Below are 16,271 nucleotides of genomic sequence, written 5' to 3'. Positions count from 1 at the left end.
ATCTGCTCGTCGGTGAAGCGCTTCTTCATGTCCGTCCTCTTCTTGGGAACGGACTCTACTTAAGTCAGGGTGGCCCTGAAAACCGGGGGCAGGTCAGTTCCAGCCAAAACCCTTGACGTTGCGCAGGTGCAAAAAACACAGCCCGAAGCCCCAGTCCCGGTAGGCCGTCGTCAGCCGCACCAGCCAGTCAGCGATCCGAGCGTTTTCCTCGCTCGCACGAGCTTGGTAGCGAAAGCAGGTCTCGCTGACTACAAACGTCCGGCACGCATGCCGGATGTTGGTACGTCCGCCTTCCACCGCCGATCGGGCCATCTCCCGGCGTTGAGATGGCCTCACCATTTTTTTGACATCGCCTCCTTCAGCAGGTCGGCACTGAGCTGCGCCTCGGCGTACATCTTCTTCAGGCGCCGGTTCTCGTCCTGCAGCTCCTTGAGCTGGGACATCAGCGACGCGTCCATGCCGCCGAACTTGCTGCGCCACTTGTAGAACGTCGCCGAGCTGATGCCGTGCTCGCGACACAGCTCCGGCACGGGCGTGCCGGCCTCGGCCTGTTTGAGCACGGCGATGATCTGGCTGTCGGTAAACCGGGACTTCTTCATGGAACCTCCTCGGAAAAGCGTACGAGAAAATTCCACTTCTGGCGTCAGCTAATGGGCGGGGGGATTACCCTATCACTGAGTCGTATTTTCATGCCCAAGAGAAAACGCCCGCATCGCGGGCGTTATTGGTTGTGGGCTACTCCCATACATACACAGCGAAAAACGTCGTACAGACGATTGCACCACCGACTATCCTACGGCTCTTTTACGCTCATCAACGAAAAATCGCCCGCGAGCAGCGCGATAAGAAGTGATATGGAAATTACCCCAATCGCCAAGAGCCACAACGTCGAGTGAAGCCTGTGCTTCCAGCGCACGATAAAAAGTCGCCCTCTACTTGGGTTCATCTGAAAGTCCCCAGGCTTATTCGCTTGAAAGAGCTCGAAGTCGATAGAATCATGATTGATTCCGCATGCGCCAAGAATTTGCTCGTATTCAGACGCAAAATCATCAAGCACTTCCACTGTATGACGCTCAGAGCAAGCCAATGCGACGCCGATACGCGTACGAAACGCCGTAAGCGCTTCGGCATTTCTGTGCAATGCATCCGCTTTCACATCGAAGCCGGAAGCCCCCTCAATGACTGCAACAACAAGAATAAATAAAGACAGCAACGCAGCATAGAGGTTAAGCAGATTCTCCTTATCCGCAGCCAAGTCTGTTGATAAAATCAGCGGAACAGAGACCCCAATTGCTGAAATTAAGGAGATGGTTGCAAGAGAAAGCCTGCTTCGCATGCGAAGGCGACGCGCAGCGTTGTATCGAGCACCCGCAGTGCTCCACGCACGGTGCCTAATCGCGATGAGTTCATCTTCAATCTTCGCCATCAGATTCCCCAAAAAAAGACGCAGGCAGCCCCAAATACTCAGTCGTAATTTCCCAGCCGCGCCAAAGCCGGCAGGGATTCCACAGTTGGGTGCAGTGAACCGCACAATGGTCACAGTCGCCGAGTCAAAATCACTCGGGTGCCTTGGAGGCAGGGCTGCCTGCGCAGTTGGAACTTAATACAACGACGCCTCGTCAGCAAGCATTGCGTTCAGTTGCTGCGCTCGATAAGCCTCAAACTTTTCTACTATTTGCGCCGCAGTCAAGGCCACTGCAGAGTCAACACGCCCCCGAAACACTAGAAAAGAAAGCATCTGGGCCGGCGTAACGAACTTGTCATAATCTCGCACATACCCCCCCTGAGGCCGATACCGCATCTCAAAGAGAGCGCGGCTAAACCTCTTAACGTTCTTCACGCATGACGCCAAGTCTGCATCTCTAAGCAACATACTGCGCACGGCGTCATCGATCCGATGCAATACCGACTCGTCCGAAATCTGGGAAAAGTAAGCGATCCAGCCATAGCGACGCTTTCCGCTGATGGCACCAGAAATTCGCTCATTAAGCTCATCTATGAATGCTTCCCGAAGCGAATCCTTGGTCAAGTACGGACGCCTATCCAGATTGCGCGTTTTGTTGTACTTGTAGTCCGTAATCTTCGCCGCAAGCGATTGCAGAAGTCGTTCTACCGTTGACTCACGCACGGACACATTCGGCATGCGAAACACATAGCCAAGATAACTAAAGGGCTCCGTCAAAGGCGAGTGGTGCCCTTTCTTCTCACCGGTCAGATGCGTTGCAAGTCCACGAGCCCTTACTCGCGCGCCGAAAGAACGAACTGCCTTAGCCGTTTCTACTTGCGACCCAACCACCAACACGTCGTCAACAAACCTAAAGTATCTGACCGGCATCTTTGCCATCGCTGCATCAACTTCGTGCATATAGATTGCAGCGAGCGCATTGGAAATGGCCAATCCTTGGGGAACACCAAGCTCACGTCTATACTTTTTCATATCCTTTCGACGATATGACTTGGGAACAGTGGGTGTGCACACTGCGTGATGAACAAGTCGCGCCGCTAACGAGTTGCGAAGCCCCTTGCCCAGCAGTTTCTGGAGTCGTTCTCGATTAATCGAATCATAGAACTTCCTAATATCCGCGCCGGCCGTCCAGGTAGTCGCGAGGGGTGCTTTGACCAAGTAGCCAGTTATGTCCCGAACAAACTCGCTCGCAAAGCGAGTACTTGTCGCGTCTGGAAAGCAGAATTGCAGTAGTTTGTTCAATTGGGTAAGAACGACACGATCCCTTATCGAAGGAATGGAAATCATCCTAGGAACACTGCTGCGGTCCTTGACTTTCAAGCTTTCGAGGTAGGGAGTGAATCTGTAGGTTCCATCGAGACATTTCTTCGAGACCAGCAAGAGCTCTGTGCCCGCAACCTCGCCAAAAGATGCTCCATTGCGACGATCAATACCCCTACTTACTGCATCGGCATGGCGCTCTTGGAAAGCATTCATCAACTCATGCGAGGAGAAGACCTGCTCAAAATACTCCTTGATTTCCAAAGCCGTCTTGGACACAACACCCCTCCAGATAACATGCTTTAATCACTGCAAACAAACTCAACCGCAGCACCGAAACAACCGCAAAAGAAAAACGCCCGCGTAGCGGGCGCTTTGCTGTACCGGCAGGGGGCCTAATTACATATTTCGCCGGTACTCGCCGCCCACGTCATACAACGCATGACTAATCTGCCCCAACGAATGCGTCTTAACCGCCTCCATCAGGCTCTCAAACACATTCCTACGCTCCCGCGCCGTCGACTGTAGGCCGCGCAGCCCGGCTTCGCTGTAAGAATTTCTCGCAGCTTGGTACGCCTGCACATTCGTAATCTGCTGCCCCTTCTCCCCCTCGGTGCTGCGGATCAGCTCGATCTCGGTGACGATGTCGCCGCCGTGGTCCTTGGGCAGGAAGGTGTTCACGCCGATCAGCGGCAGGCTGCCGTCGTGCTTCTTGTGCTCGTAGTACAGGCTCTCTTCCTGGATCTTGCCGCGCTGGTACATGGTGTCCATGGCGCCCAGCACCCCGCCGCGCTCGCTGATGGCCTCGAACTCCTTGTACACGGCCTCTTCCACGATGTCGGTCAGCTTGTCCACGATGAAGCTGCCCTGCCACGGGTTCTCGCAGAAGTTCAGGCCCAGCTCCTTGTTGATGATCATCTGGATGGCAACGGCGCGGCGCACGCTCTCTTCAGTCGGCGTGGTGATGGCCTCGTCATAGGCGTTGGTGTGCAGGCTGTTGCAGTTGTCGAACAGCGCGTACAGCGCCTGCAGCGTGGTGCGGATGTCGTTGAACTGGATCTCCTGCGCGTGCAGGCTGCGGCCGCTGGTCTGGATGTGGTACTTCATCATCTGGCTGCGGGCGCTGGCGCCGTAGCGCTCGCGCATGGCGCGCGCCCAGATGCGGCGGGCCACGCGGCCAATCACGGTGTACTCCGGGTCCATGCCGTTGCTGAAGAAGAACGACAGGTTGGGCGCGAAGTCGTCGATCTTCATCCCGCGCGCCAGGTAGTACTCCACGATTGTGAAGCCGTTGCTGAGGGTGAAGGCCAGCTGACTGATCGGGTTCGCGCCGGCTTCGGCGATGTGGTAACCGCTGATGCTGACCGAGTAGAAGTTGCGGACGTTCTTGTCCACGAAGTACTGCTGGATGTCGCCCATCATGCGCAGGGCGAACTCGGTGCTGAAGATGCAGGTGTTCTGCGCCTGGTCTTCCTTGAGGATGTCGGCCTGCACGGTGCCGCGCACGGTGGCGAGGGTGTGCGCCTTGATCTTCGCGTAGGTCTCGGCGTCCACCACCTGGTCGCCGGTCACGCCCAGCAGGCCCAGGCCCAGGCCGTCGTTGGTCTCGGGCAGCATGCCGCTGTATTCGGGGCGGTGGCGCCCTTCGAACATCGCCTGGATCTTGTCGTGCGCGGCGTCCCAGCGGGCCTGGTCTTCGCGCAGGTACTTCTCCACCTGCTGGTCGATGGCGGTGTTCATGAACATCGCCAGGATGATCGGCGCCGGGCCGTTGATGGTCATCGACACGCTGGTGCTGGGCGCGCACAGGTCGAAGCCGGAGTACAGCTTCTTCATGTCGTCCAGCGTGGCGATGTTGACGCCGCTGTTGCCGATCTTGCCGAAGATGTCAGGGCGCACGGCTGGGTCTTCGCCGTACAGGGTGACGCTGTCGAACGCCGTGGACAGGCGCGCGGCCGGCTGGCCCACGCTCAGGTAGTGGAAGCGTCGGTTGGTACGCTCCGGGGTGCCCTCGCCCGCGAACATGCGGATGGGGTCCTCGCCGGTGCGGCGGTACGGGTACACGCCGCCGGTGTAGGGGTAGTAGCCCGGCAGGTTTTCCTTCTGCAGGAAGGTCAGCAGCTCGCCCCAGCCCTTGTAGGTGGGCGCGGCGATCTTCGGCACCTGCTGGTGGCTGAGCGACTCGCGGTAGTTCTCCACGCGGATCACCTTGTCGCGCACCTGGTACTCGTTCACCTCGTCGGTGATCGACTTCAGGCGGGCGGGCCACTCACGCAGCAGCTTCAGCGCTTCGCTGCTGAGGGTCTGCACGGCGTCGTTGTAGCGCTGGCGCAGGGTCAGCACGCTGCGGTCGGCGGCGTACTGGCCGGCCACCAGTTCTTCGGTCACCGGCACGGCGGGTGACGGGCTGTCGGGGGTCTCGCGCGCTGGGCCGGTGGCCAGTGCGGACGGGCTGACGTGGGCGGTGTCGTACAGGTCCAGCGGCTTGGGCAGCGCGACGTCGCCCAGTTCCTTCAGCGCCTGCCACAGGCTCTGCGCGCGGTCGGCCACTTCGGCCTGCGTCTCGATCTGGCGGTTGATGCCGCGGCCCTGCTCGGCAATCTCGGCCAGGTAGCGCACGCGTGCGCCCGGGATCAGCACGGTGGCGCGCGGCTCCTTCAGGCTGGTGTCGATGGCCGGCTGCCAGTTGCAGTGGGCGGTGTCGATGCCGCCTTCGTTACCCAGCTTGGCGCGCAGCAGGCGGCACAGGTTGGCGAACATCCAGCTCACGCCGGGGTCGTTGAACTGGCTGGCAATGGTCGGGTAGACGGGGATGTCCTCGTCCTTGATGTCGAACTTGGCGCGGTTGCGCTTCCACTGCTTGCGCACGTCGCGCAGGGCATCTTCGGCGCCGCGCTTGTCGAACTTGTTGAGCACCACCAGTTCGGCGTAATCCAGCATGTCGATCTTTTCCAGCTGGCTCGGCGCGCCGAAGTCGCTGGTCATCACGTACATGGGGAAGTCGACCAGGTCCACGATCTCCGAGTCGCTCTGGCCGATGCCCGCGGTCTCGACGATGACCAGGTCGTAGCCCAGGCCCTTGAGGAAGCCGATGCAGTCCTTCAGCACGGTGTTGGTGGCGGCGTGCTGGCGGCGGGTCGCCATGGAGCGCATGTACACGCGCTTGCTGCGCAGCGCGTTCATGCGGATGCGGTCGCCCAGCAGCGCGCCACCGGTGCGGCGGCGGGTCGGGTCGACGGAGATCACGGCAATGCGCATCTCCGGGAAGTTGGCCAGGAAGCGGTTGAGCAGCTCGTCGGTGACGGACGACTTGCCCGCGCCGCCGGTGCCGGTGATGCCCACCACCGGGGTCTTGCCGCCGGCCAGCTGCCACTGCTTGCGCAGGTGGGCCAGTTGGCCTTCGTCCAGCAGGCCTTCCTCAATGGCGCTGAGCGTGCGGCCGATGGTGATCTCGTCGTCGATATCGGCGGCCTTGTCCGGCACCTGCGCGGACTGGCGGGCTTCCGCGGCGCGGCGCACCACGTCCTCGATCATGGCCACCAGGCCCATGTGCATGCCGTCGTTGGGGTGGTAGATGCGCTCCACGCCGTAGGCCTGCAGTTCGCGGATCTCCTCCGGGGTGATGGTGCCGCCACCGCCGCCAAACACGCGGATGTGGCCGGCGCCGCGCTCCTTGAGCATGTCCACCATGTACTTGAAGTACTCGACGTGGCCGCCCTGGTAGCTGGACAGGGCGATGCCGTCGGCATCTTCCTGCAGCGCGGCGCGCACCACGTCCTCCACCGAGCGGTTGTGGCCCAGGTGGATCACTTCCGCGCCCTGCCCCTGGATCAGGCGCCGCATGATGTTGATGGCGGCGTCGTGGCCGTCGAACAGGCTGGCGGCGGTAACGAACCGCAGCGGGCTGGTCTCGGTCTGGGCTTCGGGGAACTGCGTGGCGGGGGTGCTCATGGTGCGCACTCTTGAGTCGGTTACTGATCCACGATTGTAGCGTGACGGCCCCAACCGTACGGTTCGCGGGGGTATGGCGGGCGCGGCGAGGCCGTCAGCGCGCAGGTATGGGACCGTCAGGGGCCGACCGACGTGCGGGGTCGGCCGATACGCGTGTGCCGCGCGTCTGTCCCGGCGCTCGCAGGACGCGTTACGCTCTGGCAATGCATGCCACCGCCCTGCCCGACCTCGACACCCTGCGCCGCGATGCGGCCAGCGGCGCGCCCGACGCCCAGTTCCGTCTGGCCGCACACCTGGTGACGACGGACGGCACCGAGGAGGCCTTCGACCTGTACCGCCAGGCGGCGGAGCGCGGCCATGTGCCCGCGAAGGTGGAGTACGCGCGCATGCAGCTGTTTGGCGTCGCCTGCGACCCCGACCCCGTGGCGGCGGTGCAGTGGCTGGAGCGCGCCGAGCGTGGTGGCTGGGCGCCCGCCGCCTCGCTGCTGGCCAGCATCGCGCTGGGCGGCATCGTCATGGACCGCGACTTCCTGCACATGGGCCAGCGCTTGCTGGCTGCAGCCAAGGGCGGCGACGTTTCGGCGATGCGCGCGCTGGCGATGTATTTCGGCCGCGACATCGACAACCCGGCGGCGATGCGCCAGTCGCGTTCGTTGCTGGAACAGGCCGCACGCGCCGGCGACCCGCTGAGCGCGCAGCTGCTGCTGGAGCGCGTGCGCCACGGCGAGATGCAGCCCAACGGCGACATGGCCGCGTGGCAGGCGCTGGTGGCGCAGGCCGGCGTGCCGCCCATTCCCGCCGCGCCCGGCCGTGGCCCCGGCGATGGCCCCGCCCGGCCGCTGCAGCTCAACCTCGAATCCAGCCTGGTGGCGCCCACCCCCGAGGTGCGCAGCCAGGCGCCGCGCGTGGCCACGCTGGAAGGCCTGCTCACTGCGGAGGAATGCCGCTACGTCATGTTGATGGGCGCGCCGTGGCTCAAGCGCGCCCGCGTGGTGGACCCGCGCACGGGCGAGTGGCTGGAACACCCGGTGCGCACGGCGTTCGATGCCACGTTCAACGACATGATCGAGGACTTCCAGCTGCGCCTGCTGCAGATGCGCATGGCCGCCGCGATCGGCATCGACTTCACCCGCGCCGAGCAGATGGTCCTGCTGCGTTACCTGCCCGGCCAGGAATACCGCCCGCACCGCGACTACCTGCCGCCGCAGACGCTGGCCGGCGACCGGCCGCAGGCGGGCCAGCGCGCGGCCACGCTGTGCACGTACCTGTGCGATGTGGAATCGGGCGGCGGCACTGCCTTCCCCGAGGCCAACCTGACGGTGGACGCGCGCATGGGTCGCGCCGTGGCGTTCCGCAACACCGACGATGCCGGCCGCCCCGACCCGGACTCGCTGCATGCGGGCACGCCGGTGGAGGCAGGCGAGAAGTGGCTGGCCACGCTGTGGTTCCGCGAGCGTCGCTACCGCGCGTTCTGAACGCCGGCCCCGGGCCGGTAGCGCCCAACTTGTTGCATACGTAACCGTATCCCGGGATTGGCGTAAACTATGCCCCCTGCGGCGGGACCCCCACCCCGGCCGCAGAGGCGAATCTTTCCGATTCAACGACTTACAACGCACAGCAGGCGTGGCGCCCTACGCGCATCCCCCACGCCGGCGCGGAGCACCTGATGATTTTCGAGACCCTGGACACCTACGGCCACGAGCAGGTCGTGTTCTGCCACAACAAGGACGCGGGCCTGAAGGCGATTATCGCCATCCACAACACCGTGCTGGGCCCCGCGCTGGGCGGCACCCGCATGTGGCCGTACAAGTCCGAGCAGGAAGCGTTGAATGACGTGCTGCGCCTGTCGCGCGGCATGACCTACAAGAATGCGGTCGCCGGCCTGAACATCGGCGGCGGCAAGGCCGTGATCATCGGCGACCCGGCCAAGGACAAGTCCGAAGCGCTGTTCCGCGCCTTCGGCCAGTTCGTGGATTCGCTGGGCGGTCGCTACATCACCGCCGAAGACGTCGGCATCGACGTCAACGACATGGAATACGTGTACCGCGAGACCGAGTTCGTGACCGGCGTGCACCAGGTGCACGGTGGTTCGGGCGACCCCTCGCCGTTCACCGCCTACGGCACCCTGCAGGGCCTGATGGCCACCCTCAACAAGCGCTTCGGCGATGAGGAAGTGGGCAAGTACAGCTACGCCGTGCAGGGCCTGGGCCATGTGGGCATGGAGTACGTGAAGCTGCTCAAGGAGCGCGGCGCGAAGATCTTCGTCACCGACATCAACCAGTCGCTGGTCGACAAGGCCGTGTCCGAGTACGGCGCCGAAGCCGTGGGCCTGGACGAGATCTACGACGTGCCGGCCGACGTGTACAGCCCGTGCGCCCTGGGTGGCACCGTCAACGAGCAGACCCTGCCCCGCCTGAAGGCCAAGATCATCTGCGGCGCGGCCAACAACCAGCTGGCCAACAACGCCATCGGTGATGAAGTGCAGAGGCGCGGCATCCTGTACGCCCCGGACTACGCGGTCAACGCGGGCGGCGTGATGAACGTGGCGCTGGAGCTGGAAGGCTACAACCGCGAGCGCGCCATGCGCATGATGCGCACCATCTACCACAACCTGCACCGCATCTATGAGATCGCCGAGCGCGACGGCGTGCCGACCTACCAGGCCGCTGACCGCCTGGGCGAGGAGCGCATCGCCGCCATCGGCAAGCTCAAGCTGCCGCTGGGCCGTGGCCAGACCCGCTTCAAGGGTCGCATCCGCGGCGGCAACTGATCCGTATCAGTGCACTGACGGGCAGTAGAGCAAGAATTACGACGGGGCCCAGTGCCCCGTCGTGCTATGCGGCTTGGGCATGAAGCCCGGGCCTCCCTTTTCGGGCGTCGATAGGTTTCGATGCCACCACGTTGCCAGGAGTAGTCATGCGCCCTTTCCCGCTGGGTGAAGAGATCGATGCGCTGCGCGAGGCGGTCCGCCGCTTTGCCGAAGCCGAGATCGCGCCGCGAGCCGAACAGATCGACCACGACAACTGGTTCCCGCAGGATCTGTGGCCCAAGCTGGGCGAGATGGGCCTGCTGGGCATGACCGTGCCGGGCGAGTACGGCGGCAGCGAGATGGGCTACCTGGCCCACCTGGTGGCGATGGAGGAGATCTCGCGTGCGTCGGGCTCGGTAGGCCTGTCGTACGGCGCGCACTCCAACCTGTGTGTCAACAACCTCTACGCCAACGGCAACGAGGCGCAGCGCCACAAGTACCTGCCCAAGCTGTGCACCGGCGAGTGGAAGGGTGCGCTGGCGATGAGCGAGCCGGGCGCCGGCTCCGACGTGGTGGGCTCGATGAGCTGCCGCGCCGACCTGCGTGACGGCGTGTGGGTGGCCAACGGCAACAAGATGTGGATCACCAACGGCCCCGAGGCCGACGTGCTGGTGGTCTACATGCGCACCGCCGGTAAGGACGCGGGCAGCAAGTGCATGACCGCCTTCATCGTCGAGAAGGGCATGAAGGGCTTCAGCACCGCACAGAAGCTGGACAAGCTGGGCATGCGCGGCTCCAACACCTGCGAGTTGGTGTTCGAGAACTGCGAGATCCCGGCCGAGAACGTGCTGGGCGAGGTCAACCAGGGCGTCAAAGTGCTGATGAGCGGCCTGAACACCGAGCGCCTGGTGCTGTCCGGCGGCCCCATCGGCCTGATGCAGGCGGCACTGGAAGTGGCCCTGCCTTATACCCGAGAGCGCAAGCAGTTCGACGCGGCCATCGGCACCTTCGGCCTGATGCAGGGCAAGATCGCCGACATGTACACCAAGCTGCAGTCCAGCCGCGCCTTCGCGTACCAGATCGCGCGCGACTACGACAGCGGCTACAAGAGCCGCGTGGACGCCGCCAGCTGCCTGCTGCACGCCTCCGAGTCGGCGGTGCAGGTCACGCTGGAGGCCATCCAGACCCTGGGCGGCAACGGCTACATCAACGAGTTCCCCACCGGCCGCCTGCTGCGCGACGCCAAGCTGTACGAAATCGGCGCCGGCACCAACGAGATCCGCCGCATGCTGATCGGTCGCGAGCTGTTCAACGGCAACAGCTGAGGGCCGGGGCGGTCCGCGCCCCTCCCCTTCGCCAAAGGTTGCACGCCTGTCGGCCCGGTCCCCCAGACCGGGCCGATTTGTTTCACCACGGCCTTCAGTCCGTCCCGACGCGGCCGTTTCCTGAAATTGCAGCCTGCGATTTTTCGCTAGACTGGGTCCAGCAAACCGGGGAGAGCTTGCTCGATGGATTTCCTCGCCGCACCCGCCGGCAACAACCAGCCACCTTGGAAGGTGCTGCTGGTCGATGATGAGCCGGAGGTCCATGAGGTCACCCGGCTGGTCCTGTCCGGTTTCCGTTTCGAGGGCCGGCCGCTGCAGATCCTCTCCGCTTACAGCGGCCGCGAGGCGCGCGACGTGCTGCGCGCGCACGACGACATCGCCGTGGCCCTGTTGGACGTGGTCATGGAAACCGACCAGGCCGGGTTGGAGCTGGTGCAGGACATCCGCACCGCACTGGGCAACCACGACATCCGGCTGGTGCTGCGCACCGGCCAGCCCGGACAGGCGCCCGAGCACGAGGTGATCGAGCGCTACGACATCAACGACTACAAGGAAAAGACCGAGCTCACCGCGCAGAAGCTCTCCACCACGCTGTTCGCCGCGTTGCGCGCCTGGCGCGACATCATGACCATCAAGGCGCACAAGCGCGGGCTGGAACGGGTCATCGAGGCGTCCGCGCAGGTCTTCGCCAACCAGCGCACCACCGGTTTCGCCTCGGCGGTGCTGTCGCAATTGGCCACCCTGGTGGGCATGGAGCGCGGCGCGCTGTACTTCACCACCAGCGGCGATGCTACGGACCCGGATTCGCATTTCGTCGCCACCGCGGCCACCGGCGACTTCCAGCGCCTGGTCGACCAGAACATCGACGAATCGCTGCCACCCAACATGCTGGAGACGCTGCGTTCGGCCCTGCGCGAGAAGCGCCACCAGTTCAGCGGCGACCACTACGTGCTGCACTTCACCGACAGCCAGCACGGCGAGAGCCTGCTGTACGTGGGCGAGGCCTGGGACCTGTCGGAGCTGGACTACAAGCTGGTCGAGATCTTCTGCACCAACGTCTCCATCGCGTTCGAGAACCTGCAGCTCAGCCAGGAAGTCTCCAACGCGCAGATGGAGATGATCTTCCTGCTGGCCGGCGCCGCCGAGACGCGCTCCAGCGAGACGGCCTCCCACGTGCACCGTGTAGGGCTCATCGCCGAGCTCCTGGCGCGCGAGGTCGGCATGGACGAGGCCTACTGCGAACGCATCCGCCAGGCGGCTCCCCTGCATGACCTGGGCAAGATCGGCATTCCCGACGCCATCCTCAATAAGGCCGGCCCGCATACGCCCGAGGAAAGCGTGGTCATGCGCACCCATGCCGCGATCGGGCACCGCATGCTGGCGTCATCCAAGCGCGGCATCCTGCAGCTGGCGGCCGAAGTGGCACTGACCCACCACGAGCGCTGGGACGGCGGCGGATACCCGCATGGCCTGGAAGGCGAAGCGATCCCGCTCAGCGGCCGCATCACCATGCTCGCGGACGTGTTCGACGCCTTGGGCAGCCGTCGCTGCTACAAGGACGCGTGGACGCCGGACCGGATCCGCGCATTCATTACCGAACACACCGGCAAGATGTTCGACCCCGCGCTGACGCAGATCCTGCTGGACCACTGGGAACGCGCCGAGGCCATCCGGGACCAGTTCCCCGACTGACCCCTCCCCCCGGCCCTACGCGTGCTCCTTGCGCGGACGTAACTGGCGGGGAATGCGCAGGTCAAACCGGGTGCCACGCACTTCCGGTGCCGAGCAAGTGATGCCGCCGCCCAACACCTGGGTCGCCAGGTTCCAGACGATGTGCATACCCAGGCCGGAGCCGCCACTGCCACGACGCGTGGTGAAGAACGGCTCGAACACGCGCCGCCGCGCCTCCTCGGACATGCCGCAGCCGTCGTCCTCGTAGCGCAGGAACAAGTCGTGTTCGTCGGCACTCACCGCGATGCGGATGCGCCCTTGCTCACGGTCGGCAAAGCCGTGCACCACCGAGTTCATCACCAGGTTGGAGATGATCTGGTAGATCGCCCCGGGGTAGGTCTCGAAGGCAATCGGGGTGGGACAGTCGATCACCACCTCATGGCGCCGCTGCCGCAGCGCGGGCTGTAGCGAGACCAGGACTTCTTCCAGGTAGCCCGGCAGTTCGATCCGGCGCGCGGCCTCGCTGGACTGGTCCACGGCCACCTGCTTGAAGCTTTTCACCATGCGATCGGCGCGTTGCAGGTTGCGCAGGATCAGTTGCGAACTGTCGCGGGCGGCCTGGCTGAAGGCTTCGAGTCCCGCGCGGTCCAGGCTGCCATCGGCGATACGGGTGGCCAGCGAACTGGCCTGCTGCTCCAGGAAAGACGCCGCGGTCACGCCCACGCCCAGCGGCGTGTTGATCTCGTGCGCGACACCCGCGACCAGGCCGCCCAGCGCGGCCATCTTCTCCGATTCCACCAGTTGGTTCTGCGTGTCACGCAGTTCGTCGATGGTGCGGTGCAGGCTTTCGTTGCTGGCGTGCAGGGCTTCGGTGCGCACGCGCACGCGCGTTTCCAGTTCGGCGTTGACCTTGGCCAGCGCCATTTCGTTGTCCTTGAGCCGGGTGATATCGCTGTTGGTGCCGATCACCCGGGTGGGGCGGCCGGAGGCACTGCGGGTCACCACGCGTCCGCGGCTGAGCAACCACCGCCACTGCCCGGACGGGTCCAGCATCCGGTAAGACACTTCGATGAACTCCTGCGTGCCGGCGGCATACGCGGCGACGGCTGCGTCATAGGCCTCCAGGTCGTCAGGGTGGACCTGGTCGCGGATGGCGTGGATGTCCGCGACGCTCTCTTCGCCCATGCCTTCGGTCGAATCCAGCGGATTCTGCCGGTGCAGTTCGCCGCGGGTGAGGTCCAGGTCCCAGAGCTCGTCACCCGTCCCCCACAACGCCAGCTTCAGCCGCTGCTCGCTGTCGGCGATCTCGCGCTGCGCGCGCTTGCGCTCGGCCAGGCGCACACGGAACGCCCACGCCACGCCGCCCAGCACCAGCGCCACCAGCATTGCGTACGTCAGATACGCGCCCCAGGTGCGCCACCATGGGGGCATCAGCCGCAAGGGAACCACCAGCTCAGGCCCCCACGCGCCGTGGGCATCGCGGGCACGCACGCGGAAGGTGTAGTGCCCCGGATCCAGGTTGGTGTAGCTGGCCAGGCGACGGACCGCATCGACTTCGACCCAATCGTCGTCGATGCCATCCATCCGGTACGCGTACACCAGGTGCGCGGGGTCGGCGAAGGTCATCGCGGAAAATTCCAGCGCGAAATTGCCTGCCTCGGGCGGCAGCACGACTTCGCGGCCCTGCTGACCCACCGTCATCCACTGTCGCCAGATGTCGGTGCGGGCGGCACTGCCTGCACCGGCGGCATGCAGGTCAGTCAGTGCGACGCGGTGCGGCGGCGCGGCCGGCACCACCTTGCGCGGATCGAATACCGTGATGCCATTGAGCCCGCCGAACGCGATGCGTCCATCGGGGAACTTGCCCGCGGCACCGATGAAATAGCCCATCATCTGCGCACCGTCGCGGGAGCTGTAGTGCGTGACCGCCCCGGTGTCGGCATCGATCCGGCTGATGCCCACCGTGGTGCTGACCCAGTGGTGGCCGTCGTCATCCTGGACGACGGCGCCCACGGCGTTCATGCGGATGTTCTGGAACTGCAGCGGGCCCGTTCCATCGGTACGTGCCCAGCTGACGCCCGCGCCATGCCCCACCCAAAGCCGCCCCTGCCGGTCTTCGCTGATCCACGAAACGCTGTCGTTGCCGATGAACCCGGGCACGCCCGGACGCGCCCGGTAGCGCACGATCCGCTCGGTCTTGGGGTCCAGGCGCACCAGGCCGCCCGACCGGAGACCAATCCAGATCGCACCGTGGCGATCTTCGTGCATGGCCTCGACGGAATTGCTGCCCAGGCCGGGCTGGCCGTCAGGCCCCGGCTTGGCGCCGTATACCCGGAAGTGGTCGCACCCGTCGCACAGCCTGCCCACGCCACCGCCGAGGGTCCCCACCCACATCGCGCCGTCGCGATCCTCCAGCAGGGTCAGGACATTGGGGCTGGGCAGGCTGCCCGGGGCCTTGGGATCGTGGCGATAGACCTTGAAGCCGTCGCCTTCCATCCGTGCCAGGCCTTCCGCGGTCGCCACCCAGACCCGGCCGCGGCGGTCGCGCTTGAAGTCCACGACGATGTTGGACGGGAGCGACCGGGGGTTGCCGGGTTCATGCGAAAAATGTCCGATCACGCCCCGGTGCGGGTCGTAATGCACCACGCCCAAGCCTTCCGCTGCGCTGATCCACAACGCGCCATTGGGCTCGATGAGGAACGTTCCCACGGCCGAACCTCCGCCACCGCGCGATGACGGCGAACGGACCTGTATCTCCTTGAAAACCTGGCTGCGCGGGGCGATCACGCTGGCGCCCTTCAACAGCGATCCAACCCAGACCAGCCCGTCGCGGTCCACCATCAGGCCCATCAGACGGTCGGACGACAACGAATCGCCCAACCCGGTGCCATACGTCCAGACCTTGAGCGGGACGGCGGGGCTGTCGAACCGCGCCAAACCCTCCAGGGTGGAGATCCAGAGCCGGCCCTCGTGGTCGAACTTGATGTCCCGAACGGTCACGTGCGGCAGGCCTTCCTCAGGCCCCCAGTGACCCAGTTCGCGCCCCTGTCGGTCAAACCGATAGACACCCGAAAAGCGGGTCCCGATCCAGACCTCACGCTGGTTGGGGCTGACCGCGATGGCCTCCACGCGCAGCTCCGCGCCGGATGGCCCCCAGCGCCTCGCCGTTTGCCCGGACGGGTCCACCAGCCAGACACCGTCCTGGCCGCCGGCGAGCAACTGTCCATCGAGGAGCCCGAAGGCAGCCACCGGGCCCAACTGTCGATTCAGGGCTTCAGGTGCCCCGTGGAAACTGTCGTCGGCCGGGTCGAGCCAATGCAGGCCCTCGCCGGAATTGCCGATCCAAAGCCGGCCGTCGGCGGTTTCCTGCAGGGCGACCACGGCATTGGATTCGCCGCCGAAGGCCGCCGTAGCGGTGGGAAAGCGGACGAAGCTGTCGAGTTCCGGCCGGTACAGGGCGATCCCCGCGGCCCGCGTCCCCACCCAGAAGCCACCGCGCCGGGACGCCGCGAGCACCTGTACATGGCTGTCCGGCAACGTCTCCTGACGTTCCGGGTCCGCGCGATAGACCTTGAACTCGTAGCCATCGAAACGGTTGAGACCGTCCTGCGTGCCGATCCAGACGGCGCCGGTGGCGTCCTGCAACAGGGTTTTGGCACTGGCCTGCGAGAGACCGTCCCGGACGCCATAGTTGCGGAAGTGCGCGTCATCGACGAGGACCGCGGGGGTCGGGGTGCGTTGCCCCGCCATTGCAGACACCATGGCGCACGCGGCAATCCCTGCCAGCAGCACCCGGCGCAGCCCGCTTGAAAACATGCTCGGACGGGCTACGCGGGCGAGGTTCGTCATA

8 protein-coding genes and 1 pseudogene are annotated in these 16,271 nt (G+C 64.7%); 4 read left to right on the top strand and 5 right to left on the bottom strand.

Translation table 11 applies throughout. The annotated features are described in order from the left end of the window. Positions 1-96: 96 nt before the first annotated feature. From ACYVBS_RS13330 to ACYVBS_RS13315, 4 genes and pseudogenes are all read right to left on the bottom strand, one after another. Positions 97-599: pseudogene (locus ACYVBS_RS13330) on the bottom strand (transposase); the annotation flags it as partial. A 194-nt stretch (positions 600-793) separates the two neighbouring features. After that, a complete protein-coding gene (locus ACYVBS_RS13325; protein WP_460824194.1) occupies positions 794-1,426 on the bottom strand; it encodes an SLATT domain-containing protein in 633 nt (210 codons plus the stop codon). Positions 1,427-1,600: 174 nt separating this feature from the next. Beyond that, entirely contained in the window at positions 1,601-3,004 is a 1,404-nt protein-coding gene (locus ACYVBS_RS13320) for a reverse transcriptase domain-containing protein (RefSeq protein WP_460824192.1), read from the bottom strand. 120 nt (positions 3,005-3,124) lie between these two features. After that, positions 3,125-6,676 (bottom strand): methylmalonyl-CoA mutase family protein, encoded by a 3,552-nt coding sequence (locus tag ACYVBS_RS13315; RefSeq protein WP_460824191.1) that lies wholly within the window; start codon positions 6,674-6,676, stop codon positions 3,125-3,127. Between the two features lie 203 nt (positions 6,677-6,879). On the opposite strand from ACYVBS_RS13315, the gene ACYVBS_RS13310 reads away from it, so the two are divergent. The 4 genes from ACYVBS_RS13310 to ACYVBS_RS13295 all read left to right on the top strand — a co-directional run bounded on the left by ACYVBS_RS13310 (position 6,880) and on the right by ACYVBS_RS13295 (position 12,442). After that, positions 6,880-8,151, top strand: coding sequence for a 2OG-Fe(II) oxygenase (locus ACYVBS_RS13310; protein ID WP_460824189.1), 1,272 nt, complete (start codon positions 6,880-6,882; stop codon positions 8,149-8,151). A 191-nt stretch (positions 8,152-8,342) separates the two neighbouring features. Then, a complete protein-coding gene (locus tag ACYVBS_RS13305) occupies positions 8,343-9,446 on the top strand; it encodes a Glu/Leu/Phe/Val dehydrogenase dimerization domain-containing protein (RefSeq protein WP_460824188.1) in 1,104 nt (367 codons plus the stop codon). A gap of 146 nt (positions 9,447-9,592) precedes the next feature. Beyond that, positions 9,593-10,750, top strand: coding sequence for an isovaleryl-CoA dehydrogenase (locus ACYVBS_RS13300; RefSeq protein ID WP_460824187.1), 1,158 nt, complete (start codon positions 9,593-9,595; stop codon positions 10,748-10,750). Positions 10,751-10,933: 183 nt separating this feature from the next. Beyond that, on the top strand, positions 10,934-12,442 hold the full coding sequence (locus ACYVBS_RS13295) for a DUF3369 domain-containing protein (RefSeq protein ID WP_460824185.1): 1,509 nt from the start codon (positions 10,934-10,936) through the stop codon (positions 12,440-12,442). A gap of 15 nt (positions 12,443-12,457) precedes the next feature. Here ACYVBS_RS13295 and ACYVBS_RS13290 read toward each other — a convergent pair whose 3' ends face one another. Then, positions 12,458-16,270, bottom strand: coding sequence for a two-component regulator propeller domain-containing protein (locus ACYVBS_RS13290; RefSeq protein ID WP_460824184.1), 3,813 nt, complete (start codon positions 16,268-16,270; stop codon positions 12,458-12,460). Between the last annotated feature and the right edge of the window lies 1 nt (position 16,271).

This window comes from Lysobacter olei, from assembly GCF_054777355.1.
Note: the sequence above shows the minus strand (reverse complement) of the source record. Positions and strands in the feature narration are given on the sequence as shown.